Origin of the sequence: Shewanella sp. MF08487 (assembly GCF_050848685.1) — a bacterium.
Classification (GTDB): domain Bacteria; phylum Pseudomonadota; class Gammaproteobacteria; order Enterobacterales; family Shewanellaceae; genus Shewanella; species Shewanella glacialipiscicola.
Genome location: NZ_JBOZPB010000007.1, coordinates 130,233 through 155,701, shown reverse-complemented (window position 1 = coordinate 155,701; position 25,469 = coordinate 130,233). Strand labels below are relative to the sequence as shown.

24 protein-coding genes are annotated in these 25,469 nt (G+C 45.9%); 10 read left to right on the top strand and 14 right to left on the bottom strand.

Annotated features, from left to right (window positions below; genetic code table 11):
• Nucleotides 1-52: 52 nt before the first annotated feature.
• On the bottom strand, nt 53-676 hold the full coding sequence (locus ACRN9H_RS07530) for an ACP phosphodiesterase (protein WP_432313143.1): 624 nt from the start codon (nt 674-676) through the stop codon (nt 53-55).
• Nucleotides 677-782: 106 nt separating this feature from the next.
• On the opposite strand from ACRN9H_RS07530, the gene ACRN9H_RS07525 reads away from it, so the two are divergent.
• From ACRN9H_RS07525 to ACRN9H_RS07480, 10 genes are all read left to right on the top strand, one after another.
• Complete coding sequence (locus tag ACRN9H_RS07525; protein WP_432313142.1) at nt 783-992, top strand: hypothetical protein; 210 nt, start codon at nt 783-785, stop codon at nt 990-992.
• 63 nt (nt 993-1,055) lie between these two features.
• Entirely contained in the window at nt 1,056-2,093 is a 1,038-nt protein-coding gene (queA, locus tag ACRN9H_RS07520) for a tRNA preQ1(34) S-adenosylmethionine ribosyltransferase-isomerase QueA (RefSeq protein WP_432313141.1), read from the top strand.
• 162 nt (nt 2,094-2,255) lie between these two features.
• Nucleotides 2,256-3,380: a tRNA guanosine(34) transglycosylase Tgt gene (gene tgt / locus ACRN9H_RS07515; protein WP_220774403.1), complete on the top strand. Its 1,125-nt coding sequence runs from the start codon at nt 2,256-2,258 to the stop codon at nt 3,378-3,380.
• A 26-nt stretch (nt 3,381-3,406) separates the two neighbouring features.
• The gene (gene yajC, locus ACRN9H_RS07510; protein WP_432313140.1) at nt 3,407-3,739 is read left to right on the top strand and encodes a preprotein translocase subunit YajC; all 333 of its coding nucleotides are present in this window, start codon (nt 3,407-3,409) and stop codon (nt 3,737-3,739) included.
• 17 nt (nt 3,740-3,756) lie between these two features.
• On the top strand, nt 3,757-5,607 hold the full coding sequence (gene secD / locus ACRN9H_RS07505) for a protein translocase subunit SecD (RefSeq protein WP_220774402.1): 1,851 nt from the start codon (nt 3,757-3,759) through the stop codon (nt 5,605-5,607).
• A gap of 12 nt (nt 5,608-5,619) precedes the next feature.
• The gene (gene secF, locus ACRN9H_RS07500; protein WP_432313139.1) at nt 5,620-6,567 is read left to right on the top strand and encodes a protein translocase subunit SecF; all 948 of its coding nucleotides are present in this window, start codon (nt 5,620-5,622) and stop codon (nt 6,565-6,567) included.
• 229 nt (nt 6,568-6,796) lie between these two features.
• Complete coding sequence (locus ACRN9H_RS07495; RefSeq protein ID WP_432306256.1) at nt 6,797-7,114, top strand: putative signal transducing protein; 318 nt, start codon at nt 6,797-6,799, stop codon at nt 7,112-7,114.
• A 141-nt stretch (nt 7,115-7,255) separates the two neighbouring features.
• Nucleotides 7,256-7,615 (top strand): rhodanese-like domain-containing protein, encoded by a 360-nt coding sequence (locus tag ACRN9H_RS07490; RefSeq protein WP_432313138.1) that lies wholly within the window; start codon nt 7,256-7,258, stop codon nt 7,613-7,615.
• A gap of 19 nt (nt 7,616-7,634) precedes the next feature.
• A complete protein-coding gene (locus ACRN9H_RS07485) occupies nt 7,635-8,546 on the top strand; it encodes a precorrin-2 dehydrogenase/sirohydrochlorin ferrochelatase family protein (protein WP_432313137.1) in 912 nt (303 codons plus the stop codon).
• 121 nt (nt 8,547-8,667) lie between these two features.
• Nucleotides 8,668-9,210, top strand: a complete 543-nt coding sequence (locus ACRN9H_RS07480; RefSeq protein ID WP_432313136.1) for a YaeQ family protein — start codon at nt 8,668-8,670, stop codon at nt 9,208-9,210.
• Between the two features lie 180 nt (nt 9,211-9,390).
• Here ACRN9H_RS07480 and ACRN9H_RS07475 read toward each other — a convergent pair whose 3' ends face one another.
• From ACRN9H_RS07475 to ACRN9H_RS07415, 13 genes are all read right to left on the bottom strand, one after another.
• A complete protein-coding gene (locus ACRN9H_RS07475) occupies nt 9,391-9,792 on the bottom strand; it encodes a rhodanese-like domain-containing protein (RefSeq protein WP_432313135.1) in 402 nt (133 codons plus the stop codon).
• A 92-nt stretch (nt 9,793-9,884) separates the two neighbouring features.
• Nucleotides 9,885-10,097, bottom strand: a complete 213-nt coding sequence (locus ACRN9H_RS07470; RefSeq protein WP_432313134.1) for a YgaP family membrane protein — start codon at nt 10,095-10,097, stop codon at nt 9,885-9,887.
• A 43-nt stretch (nt 10,098-10,140) separates the two neighbouring features.
• Nucleotides 10,141-13,377 (bottom strand): efflux RND transporter permease subunit, encoded by a 3,237-nt coding sequence (locus ACRN9H_RS07465; protein WP_432313133.1) that lies wholly within the window; start codon nt 13,375-13,377, stop codon nt 10,141-10,143.
• A 36-nt stretch (nt 13,378-13,413) separates the two neighbouring features.
• A complete protein-coding gene (locus tag ACRN9H_RS07460; RefSeq protein WP_432313155.1) occupies nt 13,414-14,427 on the bottom strand; it encodes an efflux RND transporter periplasmic adaptor subunit in 1,014 nt (337 codons plus the stop codon).
• Between the two features lie 176 nt (nt 14,428-14,603).
• Complete coding sequence (locus tag ACRN9H_RS07455) at nt 14,604-15,320, bottom strand: SIMPL domain-containing protein (RefSeq protein WP_432313132.1); 717 nt, start codon at nt 15,318-15,320, stop codon at nt 14,604-14,606.
• A 201-nt stretch (nt 15,321-15,521) separates the two neighbouring features.
• Complete coding sequence (locus ACRN9H_RS07450) at nt 15,522-16,820, bottom strand: OmpP1/FadL family transporter (protein WP_432313131.1); 1,299 nt, start codon at nt 16,818-16,820, stop codon at nt 15,522-15,524.
• Between the two features lie 354 nt (nt 16,821-17,174).
• Complete coding sequence (gene putP, locus ACRN9H_RS07445; protein ID WP_432313130.1) at nt 17,175-18,626, bottom strand: sodium/proline symporter PutP; 1,452 nt, start codon at nt 18,624-18,626, stop codon at nt 17,175-17,177.
• A 146-nt stretch (nt 18,627-18,772) separates the two neighbouring features.
• On the bottom strand, nt 18,773-19,477 hold the full coding sequence (locus ACRN9H_RS07440; RefSeq protein WP_432313129.1) for a DUF3379 domain-containing protein: 705 nt from the start codon (nt 19,475-19,477) through the stop codon (nt 18,773-18,775).
• A complete protein-coding gene (locus ACRN9H_RS07435) occupies nt 19,470-20,033 on the bottom strand; it encodes a sigma-70 family RNA polymerase sigma factor (RefSeq protein ID WP_432313128.1) in 564 nt (187 codons plus the stop codon). Before ACRN9H_RS07435 ends, ACRN9H_RS07440 begins: the two co-directional genes overlap by 8 nt.
• 84 nt (nt 20,034-20,117) lie before the next feature.
• Nucleotides 20,118-21,815 (bottom strand): BatD family protein, encoded by a 1,698-nt coding sequence (locus ACRN9H_RS07430; RefSeq protein WP_432313127.1) that lies wholly within the window; start codon nt 21,813-21,815, stop codon nt 20,118-20,120.
• Entirely contained in the window at nt 21,809-23,812 is a 2,004-nt protein-coding gene (locus ACRN9H_RS07425) for a VWA domain-containing protein (RefSeq protein WP_432313126.1), read from the bottom strand. Before ACRN9H_RS07425 ends, ACRN9H_RS07430 begins: the two co-directional genes overlap by 7 nt.
• Nucleotides 23,812-24,831, bottom strand: a complete 1,020-nt coding sequence (locus ACRN9H_RS07420; RefSeq protein WP_432313125.1) for a vWA domain-containing protein — start codon at nt 24,829-24,831, stop codon at nt 23,812-23,814. The genes ACRN9H_RS07425 and ACRN9H_RS07420 overlap by 1 nt, the downstream gene beginning before the upstream one ends.
• The gene (locus tag ACRN9H_RS07415) at nt 24,825-25,469 is read right to left on the bottom strand and encodes a DUF4381 domain-containing protein (RefSeq protein WP_432313124.1); all 645 of its coding nucleotides are present in this window, start codon (nt 25,467-25,469) and stop codon (nt 24,825-24,827) included. Before ACRN9H_RS07415 ends, ACRN9H_RS07420 begins: the two co-directional genes overlap by 7 nt.

The window sequence follows — 25,469 nt, the reverse complement described above, 5'->3', positions numbered from 1 at the left end:
TATTAACAAAATTTACTTAGGCCAACAGCATAATCTGATGCTCGCTCATTTTTTAGAGCGTCGAGGGCAAATATTCAGCTGGCGTCTTACGACCCCAAATGCGGCTGTAAGCCATTAATTGTGGATAAAAAGTGCGAAATGCCGTTTCAATTTCTATCTGCATTTTATCGATAATTTTATGGCTATCTTTAAATAGCGCAGCTTGTGGGTGCTGTTTTGCCACTTGTGTTAAAGCGCGGCGTAGTCCTTGCTCGGTAGTATAACTGCCTAGCCAATCTTCGCTGCGCATGGTTGGAATAAGCGTTAACAAAGATTGAGGATGATATGGGTCACTGCCTTGTGCTGCAAAGGACGCTAGGGCGCCATAAGCCTTTTGGCTAAATGCATCCAGTGGTTCTGGATGGTATTCTTCCCAATAGTAAGCCAAGTAATGATCAAAACTCACTGCCATCAGTTCTGCTGCTATGCTTTTTAAGGCTACAGGAAAAGCTTCCATTAATTCGATAGTGAGTTCGTGGCTGGCGCACAAAGCGTTAATTTCTTGGTTTAGCCACAAAGCTTGACGTAATTCCATTGGCGCTTGTGAGATTGGTGCTTGAATATAGTTACCTGCCACATTAGCGGCAAGATGGGTTTTACTGATGTCGGCAAGATGTAAGTGTGTAAGAAAGTTCATATATATGCTTGGTTAACCACGTCGGTTCACGGTAGCATGCTGTAGTGCGCTTAGGAAAGCGCCCAAGGTAAAAATGTAGTTTTTTTTCACTTTTTTAGGATCATGGATGATGTGTAACTGGTTTACTAAAATGCTCAGTAAAGATGAGCGGCCTAAGCGCAAAAAAGTGCTAGTCGAAATTCCCTTTGAACAACACCCTTTTAGTTTGGATGATTTTAGCCCCACACGGCTTAAATATGGTGCTGATGAGAATGTATCCTCAGAGGGGGCCAATCCGCAGTGTCTTGAGCAAGAAGTAGACGCTGGTAATAAGTAATCTTGATCTTATTGGCCTCTACCCTATAGACTAGCCGCCGTTTAACGCTATCTTGAGGCCACTATGCGCGTTGCTGACTTTTCTTTCGATCTCCCCGATGAGCTGATCGCTCGCTATCCTATGGCGCAGCGTAATGCATCACGCCTACTTACTTTAAATGGCAACTCTGGCGCGTTAGGTGATAAACAATTTACCGATCTACTGGGGATGATTAATCCTGGCGATTTAATGGTATTCAATAATACCCGAGTGATCCCCGCGCGCATGTTTGGTCAAAAAGCCAGTGGCGGTAAGTTAGAGATCTTAGTTGAGCGTATACTTGATGATAAGCGTATTCTCGCCCATGTTCGCAGCTCTAAATCCCCCAAAGTCGATTCATTAATCCACCTAGATGGTGGTTATCAAATGAAGATGGTGGCACGCCACGATACCTTGTTTGAACTTGAGCTGTTAGCTGAGTTGACTATCTTAGAAGTGCTCGAAGCAGTAGGGCACATGCCATTACCGCCTTATATCGACAGACCCGACGAAGATGCCGACAAAGAGCGTTATCAAACCGTATATAACCAAAATCCCGGTGCAGTTGCAGCGCCGACGGCTGGCTTGCATTTTGACGATGCGATGCTTGAAGCATTAAAGGCTAAGGGCGTTAATATTGCCTTTGTGACCTTGCATGTCGGCGCAGGAACTTTCCAGCCCGTACGCGTTGACACTATTCTTGAGCACAAGATGCATTCTGAATGGGCCAATGTACCGCAGGATGTGGTCGATTTAATCGTGCAAACCAAAGCGGCGGGTAAACGCGTCGTGGCTGTTGGTACAACATCTGTACGTTCCTTAGAAAGTGCGGCACGCGCAGGTGAGGGTGAACTCAAAGCCTTCAGTGGTGATACTGATATCTTTATTTATCCTGGTTATCAGTTCCAAGTGGTTGATGCCATGGTGACTAACTTCCATTTGCCAGAATCTACCTTGATCATGTTAGTGTCCGCCTTTGCGGGTTTTGATCATGTTATGGCAGCATATCAACATGCTATTGCGCAAAAATATCGCTTTTTTAGTTATGGTGATGCCATGTTTGTGACGAAAAAAGCCCACTAGAGTATGATTTTGCTTTAAAATAGCCGCCCACAGTGAGTATAGGCGGCAAATTTATTTTATCGAAAGGTTGAACCTTTTTGCATTGTCCCCATCTCTATTGTTAATCAAAATGGCATTGGCCATTAAAAATGTAGTCAGACTGTTTTTCTGGCGAGGTGAATTATGAAATTTGAATTAGATACTACCGACGGCCGCGCACGCCGTGGTCGGTTGATTTTTGACCGTGGTACAGTTGAAACTCCCGCTTTTATGCCTGTGGGAACCTACGGCACGGTTAAAGGTATGACGCCAGAAGAAGTACGTGCTACTGGAGCTGACATTCTGCTCGGTAACACCTTCCATTTATGGTTGCGTCCAGGCGAAGAAATCATGCGTAAGCACGGTGACTTGCATGATTTTATGAACTGGCAGCGTCCAATATTAACTGATTCGGGTGGTTTCCAAGTATTTAGTCTTGGTGATATTCGCAAAATCACTGAAGAAGGAGTGCATTTTCGTTCGCCTATTAATGGCGAAAAAATCTTCTTAGATCCTGAAAAATCAATGCAAATTCAAGATGCGTTGGGCAGTGATGTGGTGATGATTTTTGACGAATGTACTCCGTATCCCGCCACTGAAGATGAAGCGCGCAAATCAATGCAAATGTCTTTGCGTTGGGCGAAGCGTTCGCGCGATGAATTTGACCGTTTAGAGAACCCTAACTCTCTGTTCGGTATTATTCAGGGCGGTGTGTATGAAGATTTACGCGATGAAAGCTTAAAAGGCTTAGTCGATATCGGTTTTGACGGTTATGCCGTCGGTGGTTTGGCCGTAGGTGAGCCTAAAGCAGATATGCATCGCATTCTTGAGCATATTTGTCCGCAAATTCCTGCTGACAAACCTCGCTATCTGATGGGGGTCGGTAAACCAGAAGATCTCGTTGAAGGCGTACGTCGCGGTGTTGACATGTTTGACTGTGTGATGCCAACCCGTAATGCTCGAAACGGTCATCTGTTTACGAGTGAAGGTGTAATCAAAATACGCAATGCGCGTCATCGAGATGACACCTCACCACTTGATACTAAGTGTGATTGTTATACCTGTAAAAACTATTCGCGGGCATACCTTTACCACTTAGATCGTTGTAATGAGATTCTGGGTGCGCGTTTAAACACCATGCACAATTTGAGATACTATCAAATGTTAATGGAAGGTTTGCGCGGTGCGATTGAGACGGGTACATTAGACGCCTTTGTAAAGGACTTCTATACCAGTCAAGGTCGCGAAGTACCAGAGTTAGTCGATTGATTTTTTGCTAATAAAAAGAGAGAACTATGTTTATTTCAAATGCATACGCAAGCGCTGCTGGTGCACCACAAGGTGGCGGCACGATGGAACTGATTTTCATGCTGGCGATTTTCGGCTTGATTTTCTATTTCATGATTTTCCGTCCACAATCAAAACGCGTTAAAGAGCACAAAAACCTCATGTCATCTATTGGCAAAGGCGATGAAGTGTTAACCAGTGGCGGAATTTTAGGCAAAGTTGCAAAAATCAGCGACGAAAGCGATTACGTGTTACTGAGCTTGAACGACACGACGCAAATCACGATCAAAAAAGACTATATTGCAGCTGTATTGCCTAAGGGCTCTATCCAGTCGTTGTAAGCCAAGAGGGCTCAGGCGTGTTAAATAAATACCCAATGTGGAAAAACATTATGGTGATGCTCGTCATTGCCATAGGTTGTTTCTATGCCGTACCGAACCTTTTTGGTGAAGATCACGCGGTGCAAGTGGTGGCGACTCGAGGTGCTGAAGTTACCGCATCGACCCAAGCCAGTGTGAACGAGCTGTTAGCCAGTAAGGGCATTGCGGTAAAGCGCTCTGAGCTTGAAAAAGGTCAGTTGTTGGTCCGAGTGCAAAATCCGGAGCAACAACTACTGGCTAAAGAAGTGATTGCAGATAGCCTAGGTGACAAGTTTACAGTAGCGCTAAACTTAGCGCCTGCAACACCTAAGTGGCTTGAGTCCATGGGCGGCAGCCCAATGAAGCTCGGTCTTGACCTTCGCGGTGGTGTGCATTTCCTCATGGAAGTGGACATGGGCGAAGCGATTCGTAAGATGGAAGAAGCTAAAGTTGCTGATTTCCGTTCACAATTACGTGAAGAAAAAATTCGTTATGCCGGCATTCGTAATAATGCTGCGGGTATCGAAATTAAATTTCGTGATGCTGAAAGTCTAGCCAGTGCGGAACGTTTCCTTAAGACTCGCAGTAACGATATGGTTTTTAGTGATGTGAGCCGTGGTGAAGATTTTGCCCTGCAAGCTGTCATGAGCGAAACCTATATCAAGCAAGTTAAAGAAGAAGCACTGCAACAGAACATTACCACTATTCGTAATCGTGTTAACGAGTTAGGTGTGGCTGAACCGGTTGTACAACGTCAAGGCGCTGAGCGCATTATCGTTGAGCTGCCAGGGGTGCAAGATACCGCTCGTGCCAAGGAAATCTTAGGTGCGACAGCATCGATAGAATTTCACATGGTGGATGACAAAGCTGATCCTAATGCTGCGCAATCAGGTCGTGTACCTGCAGGTTCTGAAGTGTATCCTCGCCGCGAAGGTGGCACTGTTATATTGAAAAAAGAAGTGATGCTGACGGGTGATCATATCACTGGCGCACAGCCTAGCTTTGACCAGTATAGTCGTCCACAGGTAAGCATTAACTTAGACGCGAAAGGCGGTACCATTTTCTCTGACGTGACCAAAGACAACATAGGTAAGCCTATGGCCACTTTGTTCATCGAGTATAAAGACAGTGGTGAGCGTAATGCCGACGGTAGCGTTAAGATGCACAAAATCCAAGAAGTGATTTCTGTTGCAACTATTCAAGCTCGCTTAGGCCGTAACTTTGTGATCACTGGCTTAAGCCATGGTGAAGCGCAAAACCTCGCGCTATTACTGCGTGCAGGTGCCCTGATTGCACCGGTATCGATTGTTGAAGAACGTACTATTGGTCCAAGCTTAGGTGCTGAAAACATTCAAAGTGGTGTGCAAGCTATGGTATGGGGTATGGCGATTGTCTTACTCTTTATGTTGGTTTACTACCGTGCCTTTGGTTTTATCGCAAACCTCGCTTTAACCGCAAACTTAGTTATGGTTGTCGGCGTTATGTCGATGATCCCAGGCGCTGTGTTAACCCTACCCGGTATTGCCGGTATGGTGTTGACTGTGGGTATGGCAGTTGACGGCAACGTACTGATTTATGAGCGTATCCGTGAAGAGTTACGCGCAGGTCGTAGTGTACAGCAAGCTATCCATGAAGGTTATGGCAACGCATTTTCAACTATTGCGGATGCTAACATCACCACCTTTATCACTGCACTCATTTTGTTTGCTGTAGGAACCGGTGCGATTAAAGGTTTCGCGGTGACCCTAATGATAGGTATTGCCACTTCTATGTTCACCGCTATCGTGGGTACTCGCTCAATCGTTAACGCGATTTGGGGTGGTAAGCGCGTGAAGACTCTGTCTATCTAAGGGGAAGTGATAATGATTGAAATTTTATCTTTAAAACATACGGTAAACTTCCTCCGTCATGCATTGCCTATCAGTATTATGTCGGCTGTATTGGTGCTGGCATCGCTGGTATCGCTTGCTGTCAATGGCATTAACTGGGGGCTTGATTTCACTGGCGGCACCGTCGTTGAAATGGAGTTTACTCAGCCTGTTGATTTAAACGCACTGCGTGTGCAACTGACAACGCCTGATTCCGAAGGCGCCATTGTGCAAAACTTCGGTTCTAGCCGTGACGTATTAGTACGTTTACAGGTGAAAGAAGGCGTTAAAAGTGATGTGCAAGTTAAATCCGTCATGGAAGCCGCACAGAAAGTTGATCCACAAGTACAGCAAAAGCGTGTTGAGTTTGTTGGCCCACAAGTGGGTAAAGAACTGGCTGAACAAGGTGCTTTAGCGGTATTAGTCGCGCTGATTTGTATCATGATCTATGTGTCATTTCGTTTTGAATGGCGCTTAGCTTTTGGTTCTGTGGCAGCTCTCGCACACGACGTGATTGTAACCTTAGGGGTATTTTCGGTATTCCAATTGGAATTCGATTTGACCGTTTTAGCGGGTCTATTGACGGTTGTAGGTTATTCACTTAACGATACTATCGTGGTATTTGACCGTATCCGTGAAAACTTCCTTAAGATGCGCAAGAGCGAACCTGAAGAAATAGTCAACGTTTCTATTACTCAAACGATGAGCCGGACGATTATCACCACAGGTACGACTTTAGTGACGGTTGTGGCCTTGTTCCTTAAGGGGGGCACTATGATCCATGGCTTTGCGACTGCATTGCTGATGGGGATTTTTGTGGGTACTTATTCTTCTATTTATGTGGCAAGTTTCTTAGCCGTGAAACTGGGTATCAATCGTGAACACATGATGCCAGTTGAGATAGAGAAAGAAGGCGCAGATCAACCGCCAATGATGCCTTAACAGCTAAGTTGGAGTAAAAGCCACCTTCGGGTGGTTTTTTTTACGCAAATGTTAGAGTGGATGATGCATGTTGCTTGCAAAATCAGTATCTCATTATACTTTGTTGAGTAGAAAGTCATTGTTAACGCTATTAATGAATGATGTAAAAAACAGCACTCGACACGCTCGGCTATTTAGCAGTAGGATGTCGGCAACCCTTATTTAGAGACTAGTAGCCGTAGGATGTCCCATGGAAGAACGTAAGGTATTAGTGGCAGGTGGTAACTTATTGCAAGCCCACACATGGAAAGGTTTATTAGAAACCTGTGGTATTCATGTTGAACTCAGAGGTGAAGCGTTGTTAGGTGGCGTAGGTGAACTCCCAACCGGAATGCAAAATGTGGAGTTATGGGTGAGGGAATCACAACATGGGCCAGCGCAAATTCAATTAAATGCCTTGGATGTTGAAAGTCCGCAATGGCAATGTGTATTGTGCCATGAGACCAATGAGGGCAGTTTTGAGCTTTGTTGGCAGTGCAGCTCGGAGCGCAGTGAAAGCCATAATTAATCTAAGTACTTAATCTTAGTTGGTTAATTCCTTAGCTAAATGGTGCCGCAAAAAAGATTGCTTGAGCGAGATGAGCGCATTACACTTTGTTGATAAGCTGACTTTATTCGCATCATTCAATATCTTACCTAGGAGTCTGTGATGCAGCACCCCAATGCCTTTTCCGCTCTTGTTAATGCTATTCTGCCTAAAATAACCGAAGTGACCATAGAAGCTTATCAATTAGATGACAGCTGGCATTTAATTGATGTGCGAGAGGATCGCGAGTGGCTACAGGATCATTTACCCCAAGCTCAACATTTAAGTCGAGGTATTTTAGAGCGTGATATTGAAGCACGTTTCCCCGATAAAAATACTCCCATTTTGCTCTACTGCGCAGGTGGTGCGCGCTCAGCTTTAGCGGCCCATAATCTTCAACTTATGGGCTATACCCGTGTTGCCTCTATGGTGGGTGGTTATAAGGGCTGGATACAGCGACAATTACCTGTTGTACAGGATTAAGCGTCTAGGACCTATTTCAATGCAATATTTCCCCTTATTTATCGATACAGTTAATTTGAATGTCTTGCTGGTGGGGGCGGGCGATGTGGCCAGTCGTAAGCTAGCACTATTAACACGTACCGAGGCTAATATTCACGTGATAGCCCCAGAGATTAATCCTGAAGTGCGGGGTTATGCGGATACGGGCCGTATTCTGCTATCCCAGCGTGAAGTGGTCCACGCCGATATTCAAAACTATGATTTAGTCTATTTAGCCACCGCCAATGACAGTTTAAATGCCGAGTTGGCGACCCTAGCCACCGCGCGGGGCATTTGGGTTAACGCCGTTGATAATCCTGCATTTTGCCGTTTTATTACCCCATCCATTGTCGATCGTGGTCGTTTAGTGGTGGCCATAAGCACTGCGGGCGCCGCGCCGGTATTTGCGCGTACCATTCGCTCACGTTTAGAGACCAGCTTGCCGCAATCACTTAAGCCTTTATTTGATTTTGTCGCCGATAGACGTGTAGAAGTGCAAGATAAACTCGATTCAACATCAAAACGACGCTTATTTTGGGAACGCTTTTTCGATACCAATGGCGACCGTTTTGATAGTCGTACTGCCGAACATTATCACAATGCGTTTGATCATTTAGTTAGTCGTGGTGAAATATTGCTAATCGATGATGCTACCCAAATTGACTTATTACCGCTCGCGGCGATACCGCTATTACAACGGCTCGATTGGGTATATAGCCAAGAGGAGGTGAGTGATGCACTGACTGAACTCGTACGCCGTGATGCTAATCGTGGTTTTTTACCTGCACTTAGTGAATTGAGTCAACAATATGAGCAAGGCATACGCATGTTGTTAGTGGCAGATACGCAAAAAATCAATCAGTTAAAAGCGCATTTCCCTATGGCCAAACATTTACGCCAAGGTGCGCTTTAATACTCAATGTGCCATTGTTCGTTTGAGCTAACACTGAGTCTCAGGTAGACTCAGCGACCTTATTTTAGGATTTCGCTTTTTTAGGATTTCACTCTGCACTTACTCTGCACTTAGGATGACTATGGCTCCCAAAGCGACCGTGTTTAAGGTCAATTTACAGATTGCCGATATGGATCGACATTATTACCAAGATCATCAGCTAACATTGGCCCAGCATCCTTCAGAAACCGATGGCCGCATGATGGTACGTTTATTGGCGTTTATTATTAATGCCAGTGAAAGCTTAAATTTTAGTAAAGGTATGTGCGTTGAGGACGAGCCTGAACTGTGGGATAAAACCTTATCCGGTGAAATTGAGTTGTGGGTTGAGTTTGGTCAAGCTGATGAAAAATGGCTGAGAAAGGCCAGTGGCCGTGCCAAAGTGGTGCAGTTATTTACCTATGGTGGTCGCAGCGTACCAATTTGGTGGAAGCAAAATCAGCAAACGTTAGAGCGTTATCAAAATCTTAAAGTATGGAATATTGCCGAAGAGTCAGTAGCGGCGATGCAAATTTTTGTTGGCCGTAATATGGCATTGCAGGTTTCTATCAGTGAAGGCCAAATTTGGCTATCAGATAGCGAAAACAGCGTGCTGATCGAGCCTGAAATCCTTAAAGATATTTAATCACGCATCTGATTAAAAAGCGCCGATAGCGAATGTCTTCACTTAAGAGTGAGCGGCATTAGCTATTGGCGCTTTTAGTTTATTAGTCTGTCATTTATAGGCTGGGTAAAAGCAGCTAGCTGATTAAAATTGTGTTTTAAATATTACCTTAGCGCGTTAAGACTCACTTTGTGGAGCTCATTACTTAGCTGGCGCTTTTTGCGCTTCAACTAAGCTTGAATAACCGCCACCATCATAGGTTTGCGTGTATCCCGCAGCGACTAAGGCTTTGGTTGCAATACTGCTACGGCGGCCGCTGTGACAATACAGCACTACAGGGGCGTCTTTGGCGATGCCACGCTTAGCAAATTCCTCTGCCACTTGTTCAAAGGGAATGTTGACGGCATTGGCGATATGCCCTTCGGCAAACTCCTCAGGTGTTCTAACATCTAGCACCATAGCGCCTGTTGCAATTTTATCCCACGCTATGGCTGGATTTTGAACGGCAGCGTTTACCATCATAGGTATTAGCATCAGTGAGGATAGGCTTAATAGAGCTAAGCGCATTAGGCTTTGGCCACGGGTAATAAGGTTGTGGATCACTTTATCTCTCCTTAAAGACATGTTTTAGACCAGCTTGCTTTAGTTAAGCGGGTCTTCGCTCACTTTACCTTTAGGCACTGACTTTATATAGGTTAGCTTTGCTTGGCAATTTCAGCCTCTGATTTTACACCTAATTTGCGTAAAACCATGGCGGCAGGGCAAAAACCAGTAAATGCACTTTGTAATAGGTTAGCGCCAACAAATGCGGTTAGCCATAAGAAGTTGTGGTGCACATAGGCGGTTAACACCAGCGACAGTAACACCATCAATCCGGCAAAAGCCATAATGCTGCGTTCTATTGACATACTTTACTCCTTGAGACCGTTTGGATAGCGGCCTTTATTGTGGTTAGTTTTGTGGTTGATTTAGGGGCATGCGATTTTTCATTGTCGTGTAATACAACACTGGAATAACGATTAACGTCAGTATGGTCGAGATAAAAATACCAAAGATCAGACTAATAGCTAACCCATTGAAAATAGGGTCATCAAGAATAAACAATGCCCCTATCATGGCTGCAAATGCAGTCAGCATGATAGGTTTAGCTCGCACGGCGCCAGAGTGGATCACTGCCCGTTCAAAGGGCACGCCGGATGCGGTTTCTTGATTAATAAAATCGACCAATAATATCGAGTTACGCACAATAATCCCCGCCAGCGCGATCATGCCTATCATAGATGTGGCAGTGAATTGGGCACCGAGTAGGGCATGTCCAGGCATTACGCCAATCACAGTCAATGGAATTGGCGCCATGATGATGAGCGGCACTAGATATGATCTAAACTGCGCCACCACCAAAAGATAAATTGCGATCATGCCAACGGCATAGGCGATACCCATGTCTCTAAAGGTTTCGTAGGTGATTTTCCATTCGCCATCCCACAACACGGCGACCGAGTCTAACCCTGTGGGTTGGTTAATATAATGCTGATCAAACCCTAAGCCATCGGTGCCATCAATTTTACCCGCCATATCGAACATACCATAGAGCGGGCTGTCCAGTGGTCCCGACATATCGGCGACGACCATGATCATAGGGATCATATTCTTATGGATAATTGGTGCATCGATTTTGCCGCGTTTGATGGTCACCAGCTCAGAGACAGGCACAGATTGCCCCGTTTGGCTCAGTAACTTCATATTCAGCACTTGCTCTAAATCGACTTTTGCGCCTTCGTTTAATTGCAGACGGATCGGTATCGGTTGTTTTTGCTGGGCTTGATGTAAATAACTCACATCTTTGCCGCCAACTGAGGTGGCAATCAAGTCGACAATATTGCTGTAAGGCACGGCCATCAGGCTGGCTTTACTGCGGTCGATCATAACTTGCCATTTTTGCTGGGCGGCGGGCAAGAAAATATCGATATCGACCACATCTTTGGTTTCATGGAACAGTGCCTGCATCTCATATGCGGCTTGCTCGCGAATAGCGGGGCTTGGGCCATACACTTCGGCAACCAGCGGCGACCACACTGGCGGCCCTGGTGGCACTTCAACCACTTTGATATTGGCTTGATATTGCTCGCCAATTTGCTGCAGTTCGTCACGCACCGATACCGCTATGCTGTGGCTGTCGCGCTTGCGGTGTTTCTTATCCACTAGGTTCACTTGGATGTCGCCAAGCTCTTGGCTGTGACGCAGGAAATAGTGGCGCACTAAGCCGTTAAAGTTCATTGGCGCGTTAGTGCCCGCATACAATTGCAGATGCTCGACTTCAGGGACGGTTGTTAGGTAGCGACTCAAATCCTGTAGCACTCTTTGTGTTTGCTCTACGGGAGTGCCTTCTGGCATGTCCACCATCACTTGAAACTCGGACTTATTATCGAAGGGCAGCATTTTCAGTACCACGAGCTGACCAATAGGGAGCGCGACGGCTATGCCAATTAATACAAACACGCCAGCGGCGAGTCCCACTCTTGCCTTACGGGCATTTTTACCCAGTAGGAAAGGACCAATTAAGTGGGTGAAGAGGCGCACCATCTTAGTTTCGGCTTCATCCTCGTGCGAGGCTTGGGTAGTGTCGTGTTGGTCATTATGTTTCAGCAGTTTACGACTAAGCCAAGGGGTGACTACAAAGGCAACCACCAGAGAAATTAACATGCCCATACTGGCGTTGATGGGAATAGGGCTCATGTAAGGCCCCATTAAGCCCGATACAAAGGCCATCGGCAGCAAGGCTGCGATAACTGTAAATGTCGCCAGAATCGTCGGACCACCGACTTCATCGACCGCCACAGGGATAAGCTCACTAAAGGACTTTTTGCCGAGCGCCATATGCCGGTGGATATTTTCGACCACGACTATGGCATCGTCGACCAAGATGCCGATGGAGAAAATCAAGGCGAACAAAGACACGCGGTTTAAGGTAAATCCCCACGCCCAAGAGGCGAAAAGGGTGATCGCTAGCGTGATAATAATGGCCACACCCACGACTAAGGATTCGCGTGCGCCCATGGTTAAAAAGACCAGTACGACGACGGCGCTGGTGGCAAAAATCAGTTTTAAAATAAGGGTGTTAGATTTATCCGCCGCGGTTTCACCATAGTTACGTGACACTGTGACTTCGACATTTGCCGGGATCAACACATTGTCGACCTTAGCAATCCGCTCAATCACACTGTCGGCGATATCGACGGCATTTTGTCCTGCTTGTTTACCAATTGCGATTGTGACAGCGGGATAAATGTCGGTTTTATCTGCGTGCCAAACGCTCTGTTTCGGGATATCACTTTTTAAGCTGATTTCGGCAATATCTGCCAAATAAATCGGAATATGCTTACCTTGTTTATCCTGATAGACACTGACGACTAATTGTTTGAGATCGTCGATGGATTGTAAAAACTGTCCAGCTTGAACTTTAATCTCTTGATTACCTTGCACTAAAGATGCAGGCATAGAGACTATATTATTGTCATTCAGACTTTGTCTTAACTTATCGTAGGTCAGATTAAAGCTGTTCATCTTGGCGGGATCGATACGTATGTTGGCCACCATATCGTGCTGGCCAACGGTATAGATTTCGCGGGTGCCGGGAATGCGCTTAATTTCGGTTTCTAACCCAAGGGCGACATGGGTCAGTTGCTCAGCCGACACTTGCCTGTCCTTTGACCACAAGGTCAAACTGACAATGGGCACATCATCGATGCCGCGGGGTTTAATTAGCGGATCGCCCACACCAGCGCCCCTCGGTAATTTATCCATGTTGGAATAAATCTGGTTGTACAGGCTGACAATGGCATCATTGCGCGCAACGCCGACTTTAAAGATGACGATGATCAGCGCGCCATCGGGTTGGGAGAACGAGTACAGAGTATCTATGCCTTTGATTTCGGAGATCACTTGTTCCGCAGGCAGAGTGACTAAGTTTTCAACTTCAGTGGGTGTCGCGCCGGGAAAAGGGATAAACACATCGGCAAAGGTGACATCAATTTGTGGCTCTTCTTCTTTTGGCGTGACCAAAATGGCAAATAAGCCCAGTAAGAGCCCAAGAAGTGCTAATAGTGGCGTGATGGCGCTATTTTGAAAGGCAGCGGCAATTCGTCCGGAAATCCCAAGTGTGGTTTGTGGTACTGGAGCATGTTTCATAAAACAACCTCGACAAAGCTTAAGTCGCTAGGGAATTTATTGCTTCTTGCTGAGCAACACTTGGTAGGCATCAACGGCCACCTTGTCGCCCGACTTAAGGCCCGCCAGCACTTCTACCTCGCCATCTAAGGGCTCAGTGACACGGACTTGAGTGAGTACAAATTCTTCCCCCTGCTTTAAATAAACACTGCTCAGTTCGTTCATTGTGAGTAACGCTGAGGTGGGCAGTTGGATTTTTTCCCGATCGCCATTTTTAAAGGAAGCTTTTGCCCAAGTACCGGGTTGAAGATTGGCTTCATTTTCAGGCAGATTAATGCGCACTTGATAACTGTGGCTGACGGGATCGGCAAAACTAAAAATAGTGAGGTCAGTTGAGGTGAACTCGCGCCCATCACTTAAACGGACGAGAAATTCGGGGGAATTTTTAAGTTGGTTAATGTAACGCTGTGGCACTTGGGTAATAGCGCGCATTTGGCTTGCTGAAAACCCTGAAAGTAGTGCTTGTCCTGGGCTTACGGTTTCGCCAAGTTCGACAAAACGCTCAGTGACTATGCCACTAAATGGTGCCGAAACAACCGTGTATTTTAAGGATTCGTTGGCTTTGATGACACGGGCTTGTGCTGCACTGACGGCTTGTTCTGTGGCCTTAGCATTAGCGGTGGCTTCATCCATCGCGCCCTTAGAAATCGCGCCTTGGGGAAATAGCTCTTTATAACGTTTGTATTGTGCTTGAGCTTCGACATTTAAAGCTTTCGCTTTGGCTAGATCAGCTTCAAAGCTTGCCAGTTCAGCGCCTTGTTCTTTATTGGTTATTTCAAGTAGGGCAGCGCCTTCGGGGACGATATCGTTAACATCGTAGTTGAGCTTGACGATACGGCCAGAGGTTTGTGCCGACACAGTGGCCGCTTTGACCGCTTCAATGGTGGCATCTAAGGTAACCCAATTAGCATAGGGTTTATTTAAAACGTCGATAGTGTCGACTGAGGCTGCTTGAGCTTGAGCACTAGAAAATAGCAGCAGTAAGAACAGAGTGCGAAAAATAGACGTCATCATTAAAATTATCCCAGATGTTATTCATGAGAAAATTCTAATGGAGTTGCGTTGAATAGGCAATCACTATTTATTAGAAAAATTTAATGTAATGCGGTTGGCTAATTTAGGAATAAGACCAATATGCCTCTTATTCCCAAATTATTAATAGGTTACCAATCAATAAGTCAATATAACTAATCGTTTAAGTAATAGCTTAGTGTGGAGACAATGCGAATTTGTTTAATATAAGGTGTGCTGCTGTCGCGATCTGAAATCGTGAACTGGCCTTGACTGGCAGTTTTAATTTTACCGAGGCGAGAATCTGAGTCTTTGGCAAATTTCTCTGCGACTTCACGGCCATTTTGCGTTGCTTCTTGCACCATCAAAGGTTTAACTGAGTTGAGGTCGGTGAAGAGGAACTCGGCGCTATTACCATAGTCTTGGCTGGCGATTGCTATGTCTTCTTTCACTAAGTTAATCATTTGTTTACGGGTGTTAAGCATCAAATCGATTTGTGGAGTATAAACCGATAAATTAACTTTTGCGGAGTAACGGTATCTCACGTTTGGGTCTACATAACCTTGGGCTTGGCGGTCTTCAATGGACGGTAAAGAGATGGTAATTTCGCTGTCATTAAAGCCCTGTTCTTTTAAGAATGTCACCACACGGTCGGTTTTTTTCTGAACCGTCTCGTAGAGTTTGGGCAGATTATTATCGACTTCAGTAAAATTGATTGGCCAGATAGCGACATTGGCTTTAACTTCTTTTTCTGCCAAGCCCTTTACCGTGACGGTACGCTCCATCGCTTTCATTTGTAATAAAGCTGAGCTTGCGGTTTGGCCGACATATACTAGGCCTACACAGAGGAATCCACCGAGTAAAAGGGCTGGAAGGGTATTAGTTTTTACCATAAAAATAATCTCTTAATTAAATAAACTAAGCCTACAATACGCAATTAATGGAGGTTATGCACTGGGTTTATTCGGTATTGTCGCCGCTTAAAGCCTGCGGGATGAGAGGATGGAAAATATCAGTTTGAATTATTGTTAAACCCTAAATTAATGATACAAAAAAGCCGCAATCAATGCGGCTTTGGGGATGTAGCGCTTATCTTAGAACTGATAGCTGTATTGCACCGAGTAGTACATAGCACTTGACTCAGTAATCGCATTAACTGGGCCGGCGATTGCGCTATTCTCAATTAAGTGGACTTCTTCACCTTTGACATAGGCGATACCCAAATCGATGCTGTTCTGTGGGTTAACATGGTAGCTCATACCCGCAGTAAACCAGTTACGGTCTGAATCTGGAATTGAGATTGAGCTAATATCATCAACCACACCCATATCATGCATGTAACCTGCGCGAACGGTAAATTGTTCGTTAATCGTGTAAGTACCACCTAGGCTGAATAACCATGAATCTTTCCATTGGTATTCTTTTAGGGCTATATCACCCGCTTTAACGGTAGTTCCTGCGCCAGCTTGGCCAGGTAAAATGGTGGCTACGCCATCTTTAGCAGTAATTTGCTCAAAATCCCCCCATTTGGTGAACTGGGCGGTGTAATGCACTGCAAATTGAGACGTCAGCTGATGGAAACCTGCTACTTGGAAGATATCGGCTAGAGGTACATCTAAGCTATCGAAGCTGGTGGCTAGTGTTGTTGGGCCGCCCAATCCTAAATTCGCAGTAGAGATAGTATCGATATCGCCTTCAACATTAACCGTTGGGCTAAAGCGGTAGCTTAAACCAAAACGGTTATCCTGATTTAACTCAATCGTTGCGCCAAGGATACCGCCAAATGCCCAGCCATCGGCATCAACATCAACCAGCGGTGTTAGGCCAGCATCACGTGTCAAGCGCCCTTCACCGTAAACAGCATCAATACCTGCACCTATGCTGAACATGTCATTGATGCGGTATGAAAGGCTAGTATTAAAGTTAATTGTGGTGACTTCTGTTTTACCTAATAGGTCAAAGGGTGCAGCAGCAACATTTTTAGACAATGTGGCTGAATCGGTACCTGTACCAAAATTAGAAAAAGCGGCAAAACCTACGGCAAATTTGTCATCGATGGGATGGATATAGTAAATATTAGGAATGACCTTAGTGCTGCCTGCATCATCGATACTGCCTAAATCAACAGCTCCGCCAGCGAAGTTCACGTCTTTTACATCAACTGAAACATCGACATAAGTTAAACCAACAGAAAGTGAATCCTTATCAAATAAGGCCATTGCCGCAGGGTTACGAGATATGACTGACGCGTTATCGGCGATAACGGCATCACCAGAGAATGCACGGCCAGTGCCTGTAGCGGATTGGCTGTTGAGTTGGAAACCTGCAGCTAAGGTTTGTGTACTGGCTAATGCGACCGAAATGGCAACGAGTGTTTTGTTGAATTTTTTCACTATTATTCTCTCTATTTTTTATAAGTATTGGATTTTTATTCGACCGAACTCCCCAGTACAGTGTCGAAATCCATTTTTTAGTCCTTGGCATATTATGGATGGAATGCATTGTCAACAAGTCCGACCAGATGTAAAATATGTTAATTTTCAGTTAATTAAAAGTGTTTCAATCATGGTTTTTGGCGTGTGATGATTGAATGGTCTGGCCAGTGGCTTGGTATCAAGGGCTTTGGGGACGATGGGAAGTTTTAATTAACGTTAACAGTTTGTAGTATTTCGAGAGTCAGTTAAAACGCTACAAAATGTAAAAAGCGTACATGTGTACGCTTTTTACATTATTAATGAGAGTTTAGATTAGAGTGCAGATTTAAATTGTTCGAACTCTGCGGTCACTTGTGGACTCGGTGCAGATAATTTACTGACTAAAATACCGGCAAGGGAGGCAAGTACAAAGCCTGGTAGAATTTCATATAATTCAAAAATTCCACCCGATAATTGCTTCCAAATAACCACGGTTAACGCGCCCACTATGATAGTGGCAATCGCGCCATTACGGCTATATTGTTTCCAAAATAACGACAATAACACCACTGGGCCGAATGCAGCGCCAAAACCAGCCCATGCATAGCTTACTAAGCTCAGTACGCTACTGTCAGGATTGAGTGCCACCACGCCAGCAATCACAGCAATAGCGAGTACGCCTAAACGTCCTACCATCATTAACTCGCGATCATCCGCTTGTGGGCGTAGCCATTTGCGATAGAAGTCTTCGGTGATAACGCTTGAGCAAACCAGTAGTTGCGAATCGATAGTGCTCATAATTGCCGATAAAATAGCCGCGATAAGTAAACCGCCAATCCAAGGATTAAAGGCCGCTTGGGCTAAATGGATAAATACCGTTTCGGGGTTTGCCAGTGGATCTTTAGCAAAATAGATAGAGCCAGCAATCCCTGTTGCCAGCGCACCTACCAAAGATAATATCATCCAGCTCATAGCAATACGGCGCGATAAGGGTAGGGCATCGGCACTGCTTATCGCCATAAAGCGCGATAAAATATGCGGCTGACCAAAATAGCCTAACCCCCACGCAAGTAAAGACAACATGCCGAACACTGTGGTTTTATCGCTGACAAGTGCCAGCATCGCGGGATCTATTGATTCAATTCCGGCCTGACTTTCAGGATTAGTGAACACTGCAAACGGCACAATTAATAGGGCAATAAGCATTAAACAACCTTGGAAAAAGTCCGTCCAACACACGGCAAAGAAACCGCCTATAAAGGTGTAACCGACTATGATGGCAGAGCCAATAACCAGGGCAACGGTATAATCAAGGCCAAAGACTTTTTCAAACAAAATCGCGCCGCCCACCATGCCTGAAGAAGCATAGAAAGTAAAAAATACTAAAATAGTGATGGCAGACACGAGCTTGAGATAACCTTGGGTATCGTGGAAACGTTTCTCAAAAAAATCAGGTAAAGTCAGTGCGTTATCAGCCAGCTGAGTGTATATGCGCAAGCGTTTAGCTACAAATAACCAGTTTAGCCAAGCGCCAACAATTAAGCCTATGCCAATCCACGCTTCACCTAAACCACCTAAGTAAACTGCGCCGGGCAAACCCAGTAATAGCCAACCAGACATATCGGATGCACCCACACTGAGCGCAGTAACGGCGGGGCCCATTTTTCGGCCACCTAAAATATAATCATCAACAGTATCGGTAGCACGATAAGCCCAAAAACCTATGCCCATCATCAATACTAAATAGCTAACAAATGTGATTAAAATTGGGGTTTCAATCGTCATCTTGCCTTTTCCCATCTTTTTATTTTTAAAAGTGGCGAGCATGCTACCAGATGTTTGAGCAATCGCCCATTAGCTGATAAATGTGTGATTAAAATCTAACCTCCGATGCGTATTGATATCGGAGATTAGATTTAAAAATGATGGGGTTAAATGAAGATATTTTTTATTTCGTTTTTCACGTAGTTAAGATCAGATTTATCTTCACCTACAAGCAAAATAAAAGCGTCAGCAGTTTCAAAACCTATACCTTGATATTGGCTGTCGGCAAACGTTTGATCTAGCACCATACGTTTTTCCAGCGGTACGATAAATAAGGTGACTTTACCTTGCTCGCCTTGAAGCACGAGATGCAAGCTTTTTACACCCTGAAAATCGCAATAAGAGGTGAAGTACACTTTGCCGGGTTGCTGGGTAAACTTGGCATTGCCAAAGTCTTTTAAAGAAGCTAATCGAGCATTAACTTGTTTAAAGTCAACATGTTGGTCTAAGTGTAAAGCGATATCTTCATGATAGACATGGGCCAGAGCATGCTCGGCTAAATCGACAGGGCCAAGGCGCAATAAACTAAAACTTATCCCTACAGTAAAGGCAATTGAAGCTGCCATTGCCATTAGAAAGCCGGTTCGGCGTCGCTGTTTATGATGTTGCTGCAATTGCTGGCGTAGGATTAGCTTATCGGCTAAATCTTCAGGTACGCCAATCTTCAATGCATTGCAGAGTTTAGCATCGAGGTTTTTAAGTTCATTCACAAACGCTTGGTTTTCTGGCTTAGCATCTACTTGACGCAGAAAGTCGGCATCTTGATTGTTAGGGTTTTCATAGGCTTGACGTCTAAATTTAAGCTCATCCATTGGATTGGCCTCTCACCTCTGATTTTTCAAGTAATTCTTTCAATTGGCTCCTCGCCCGAAATAAACGTGTCATCACAGTGTTGCGATTAAGCTCCATCAGCTCGGCAATTTCATCGCCGCTAAAGCCACCAATAAGTTGCAGTAACAATGGTTCACGGTATTCGATATCAAGCCGACTGATTTGCCGACGGATCAAATATTGCTCGGTCTGTTCTTCACTGCTATTAGAGATGTTGTCCTCTAAGGTGTCTTGTTCAACATCGGAATAATCAAACTGTTTACGCTCAAAGCGCCGGGCATTTTCACGCCGCAGAATAGTGATTAGCCATGCTTTTGCGGCTTTATCATCTTTGAGTGAATCTAATGCTTTCCATGCCCGTAAAAATGTTTCTTGGGTAATGTCTTCAGCCACGTGTTTATCGCCACATAGCCAATAGGCATAACGGAAGATATCGGCATGTAGTGCCTTGACTAGGCTGTTATAGCGTCGTTGTTTACTTAGCATGTCAGAAGAGACCGCAGGCTCAGCCGATTTCTTACGCCAATGAGTAAACATTTTTTACCTTTTGGTCTTTTAGTTGAATATTTAGCATGGTTGAGCTCGCTTCTATGTCATTAAACCTATTTTTTTATTGAGGGTTTATTGCGGATTTAATGGGCTTAAAGGTGCTGACTTGGGTTTTGAGTGTTGACGTTTATAGGCTTTGACCACGTTAAGTAATGCGGTGCACTGGGCACTTAAGTGCTGATTTGCACTGCTAGTACTTGTGGTTGCATTATCAGTATGGTTGACATCGGCCTTTGCACCATAGGCGGCTAGTTGTAGTTGCTGTATCGCCTGTGCGAGTGGTAAAGATTGTTCGGCAATCTTATCGAGTGTCATCGGCGTTTGTTCTAATTCGCTGAAATAGCGCTGTAACTGCAACATTATATGGCTCACATCGCCACTAGCACAGGCTTGCTCTAATCCTTGTAAACTCGTTACAGCTGTGGCTGGCGCAGAGTTAAGCACAATAGGGGCGGTTATTTGATTTTTTAAGGCGCGGCGCCAAGCGATAAATGTGATTAGCCAAACAATCATTGTGACTAACCAAAGCGTTGCAAAAACGCTGCTGACCCAAGACCAACCGTTGTCTGTTGTAGCGTTAGCTTGCCACGTAGGCTCTGCGGGAGTATCGCTAACCCTGCCACCTTTGACCACGATAGTACGTGCGGGTAGTGTTGCCGTTTCTTGGCGTTTAAGGTGTGGATTCCACCAAGGTATTTTTACCTCGGGCAAAGTAAACGTTCCGGCTTTACTGGGGACAATAGCCGACGAAATACTGTACTGAGACACGATTTGCGCCTCGCGCACAAAGGTCTGTCGCTGGGGTTTTTCAGGATATAACTTAAGCTCTTCAGGGAGCGCTTGGCTGATATCGGGCAAACTATTTTCATCAGCATTTGAGGCTAAAAGCGTTATCGTGCGGGTAATGGGGCTACCGACGGTAAACTCGTTAATATCCTCCGGAAATGTTTCTTTTAATACGACAAGATCGGCAACTAACCACTGACCTTGGAAACTGGCCGGTGCAGGGTTGACTTGCACCGTGAGCGATGGTGCTCCCGCTTGCATTGGGCGACTTTCATTAAAGCCAAACATACCGCCGCGGCGTTGGGATTCAACCAGTACATCGCCGGCAAAGGTCGCCCCTTTAATATTAATTTGGCCCGGTAAGTCGGGAATAATGCCATAGGTGCGTTCAATTACGCGGTAACGGCGTCCATCGACGATTTCTGAGCCATCCTTATCTTCACCGATTTGTTTGATTTGCCCACCTTCAATTACTGGTGCGCTCAATACGCCTCGTTGCAATTCTACCGCTAGATAGAGTTTTACTTTGTAGGTAATCAATTGACCGACATAGGCTTCGTCAGTTGACACTTTGGCGTCGATAAACAGATTATTCATTTGTGCGGGTTGGCTACCGGTTTCGACCACTTGTAGTGGAATAGGCGATGAGCTGACGCCGTCAATACTAAAGGCTGGAATGGTCAACTGGCCTTTTTGTTTTGGTGCGAGCAGTACTTGCCAGCGGGTTTCTTTGACCGCATCGAAGTTCATGATTTGCGTGCTGCGGCTCACGCTAGTACGGCCGACAATAAAATCTTTCAGTAGGGCGGACGTGTCTAGCTTTCCGGTATCGACTTCGTCATCGACACTGATGTTGAGCACAAAGTATTCGCCCTCCATCACAGGGTTGCGATCGACCGAGGCCTCAATTTTGCTAAGTGCAAAGGCGGGATGAGCGACTCCGATGGCAAGGAGTAGCAGGATAAAAAATTGTCTCGTCACCACTGTTCGTTATCCTTTGATATTTGGCCATTTTGACGGCGTTTTTGATATTCCAACTGCATCTTGTTGCGCAGTAACACTTGCGGGTCTTCACTCACGCCCCTCAGTGCTCGCTGCATTTCTGCGGGCAGTGGCTCGCTATTGGTTGGCGGTGCCTCTACCGATTCACTCATAGCAGCCTCTTGTTTATCTTGCGCATTTTGCTCAGGAGCTTCTTTGGCGGCAACGTTTTGCTTTTCCTGTTCTGCTGACTTTTGCTCTTCAGCATCGGCTTTAGCCTGCGCTTGCATCTTAGCTTCATTTTCTACAGGTGAATTGTCTACCGTCTCATTTTCCTGCGCATCCTGCACGCCATTTTGCTGCTTGGCTTCATCCTGCTTATCCTGAGCATTGCCATTTTGCTTATCTTGCTCAGATTGTTGCTCATTCGTTTTTTGCTGCTCAGAATTGGCATCGTCCTGTTGATCCTGAGACTCTTGCCCTGCTTGATCTTGCTTATTTTTCTGAGCGCTATCTTGGTCAGATTGCTGTTTATCCTGCGATTTTTGATTACCGGATTGTTGGTCGCCTTGTTGATCTTGGTTCTTATCCTGTTGCTCGTTTTTACCTTGCTGTTGTTGCTGTTCCTGCAATAACTTTTCAGCAAGTTCAAGGTTGGCCTTGGCCGCAGGGAAATCAGCTTGTTTCTCAAGCGCGGCTTGATAGCGCTCCTTGGCCTTATCGGGTTTACCGAGTTGCATCAACGCATTGCCTTGATTGTAGAGGCCTTGGGCTGAACTATCTTGCTCGAAGGTTTTTAGTGCTTGCTGGTAATCACCGGCTTTGTATTGGGCGCTGCCACGCCATTGGGGCGACTCAAACTGCTTAGCGGCGTTTGCGTAATCCTGGGATTGATAGGCCTGCATCGCTTGTTGATCTGTGGTTTTCCACACATTGTCCCAGGCATTGTCCCACACACTGGCATGGGCTGGCTGAGGCACAGCCGCGAGCAGTAAGCTGCCAGCAAGAGTGATAAATCCAACACTGGCCACGATTCCTTGTCTAAAGCTGAAAAGGGCGGGTAGCAGTAATAATAAGGCGAGGTAAGGACCGAGATCCTGCCAAGTTTCACCATCAAGATCTGTGGCTTTCGCATCGCCAGCATCGCTTAACCATTGCTGTAATTGGGCGAGATCATTACCGTCGGTGCGATTTTGGATCAGAACGCCTTTGTTATTCACGGCCAGTTTTTGCAGCAGAGCGAAATCAGTGCTGGCCACAACGACTTCGTTGCTGCTGTCGCGTTGTAATTGCCCATCGGGTAGACGAATTGGCGCGCCTTGGCTGGTACCAAAAGCGACGACGGCAAGACGATATTGCGTGCCACTTAATGCCGAGTTAGCGTCATCAAATTGGGCAGCGGTTATGCCATCTGTCATCACGATAATATCACCGCGAATATGGCCACCCTGAGCCAGTAGCGTTTTGGCTTGGGTCAAGCCTGCCGCTAAGTTTGAACCACGAACGGGCATAATCTCAGGACTTAAAGTCGGCAGTAAATTGAGTAATGTGCCGGTATCACGGGTTAATGGGCTAATAGTAAAGGCATCGCCTGCAAAGGCGACTAAACCAGTTTCACCTTCTTTGAGATTACGCAGGAGATCCGTTGCCCTAAATTTGGCTTGGGTTAACCGATTCGGCGCAAGATCGGTGGCGAACATAGATACGGACATGTCCATCACCAGTACGCGGCCTTGCTCGGCGGCAAACACAGGTAAGGATTGTTTATTAACGGCAGGTCCGGCGAGTGCTAAGGTCGCAATCAACCAAGTGAAGGCTAATAAATGCAACGGACGGCGGGATTTCTTATTGCCTTGGGTGACCAATATCTTGGCTAAGTGCGGCGCAATATAACGATTCCAAGCGCTGTGGCTCTCGTGTTGCCGCCATAAACTCAACAAGGCTAAGGCTAGCGGTACTAGTGCGAGTAGCCATTCGGGACGAATAAAATGTAGGCTCATTATTTGATGTTCCCCTGTGAAGTGGTTGCGACAGAGGGTTTAACGCGGCGCGCTGCAAACAGTGGCAATTGACCTAAGGCAATCCACAGACTCGTCAGTAATGCCAGTGCCAGCGGCCAATAGAACAGATCTGCCTGCGGACGATAGCTTAACTGGTCGCGACTCACAGGTTCGAGTTTATCGATTTCTTGGTAAATCTGGTCTAACTCTTGGCTGTTACGGGCGCGAAAATAACGGCCGTGGGTGACGTCGGCGATATGCTTAAGTTGGTTTTCATCCAGATCCATCGAAGGATTAACCCGCTCGCGGCCAAAGAGTGTACGGCGCTCCATCACATCGGCACCGACACCGACAGTGTAAATAGTGACTTTACGATTAGCGGCAATTTGCGCCGCTTGCTCCGGCTCAATATTGCCCGCGTTGTTAGAGCCGTCGGTCAATAAAATCAACACTCTGTTACTCTCGTCCATTTTATCGAAGCGTTTTACCGCCAGCCCTATGGCTTCACCTATGGCGGTTTGTTTACCGACTAAGCCGATTTGTGCTTCTTTTAAAAACTGCGCCACTGAACGTCTATCTTGGGTGAGCGGCGCCTGTAAATAGGCGTGATCGGCAAAGAGAATTAAACCGATACGATCGCCTTTACGGCGTTCGATAAAGTCACTGACGACGTGCTGAATTAAAGTGAAACGGTCAACGGTTTTGCCATTTACCACCATGTCTTCAATCTGCATACTGCCGGATAAATCCACCGCCATCATCAGATCGCGGCCTTGGCTCGGCAGTTCTATAGGTTCGCCAAGCCATTGCGGACGAGCAATAGCGAGCACTAATAGGCACCACATCAGCCAGTAGCGTTTGCGACTCTGGCGCGTGTTGGCCGCTAAGCTTTGTTTGCCCGTTTGGCTTATTCCGGGTAATTGCAGCCGGCCACCATCCACTTGTACGGTTTGTTGGCGCCAAAAAATCAAAGGTAAAGGCAGTAATATCAATAGCCAAGGCCATGCAATTGTTAACATTGTGCCTCCGGTTGTTTGGTGTCAGCTGGCTGGATTGGCGCTTTGCTCTTAGCTTGAGCGTCGCCACTCGCTTGAACGTAGCCCTTAGCTTGAACAAGATTCGGCAGAGGCGCACTCAGTGTTGCTTTCGATGCCAACCAAGCTTGTGCGAGTTCATGTAACTCATTGGCTTCAGCTAAGGTCAACGGCGTTGGTTGATGACGTTTGGCCAACAAGGCGCCAATACGTTGGCGTTTTGGCGCGGGTAAATAGCTGTCTAGCCAAGTCGCCCAAGCTTCACCATCTAAGGAGGCTATTGCATCTCTGCTGAGGTAACTCATGGCGGTTCGCTTTAATAGGCTGTTGACGTCAGAGGCATAGGAAGTCGCTTGTCTATCGAGCTGATTAAGTAACTGTTTAGCGGCTTTTTTCGGTGCGAAGTCACGGGCGCGTTTTCTTAGCCAGATAACTAAAAGTGTGATGAGAGCAATCACTAGCCCGAGGACCAACCAATAACCGATTGCCCAAGGCCAAGCGCCGATTGGATCGGGATGAATGATATCCTGCAGATCCGCCAGCGCAGGGTTTGGCGCCGTAGAAGGCATAGGTACTGTTGCCTGTGGATTTGCTATTTCTGAATTCACTGTTGCTGGATCCAT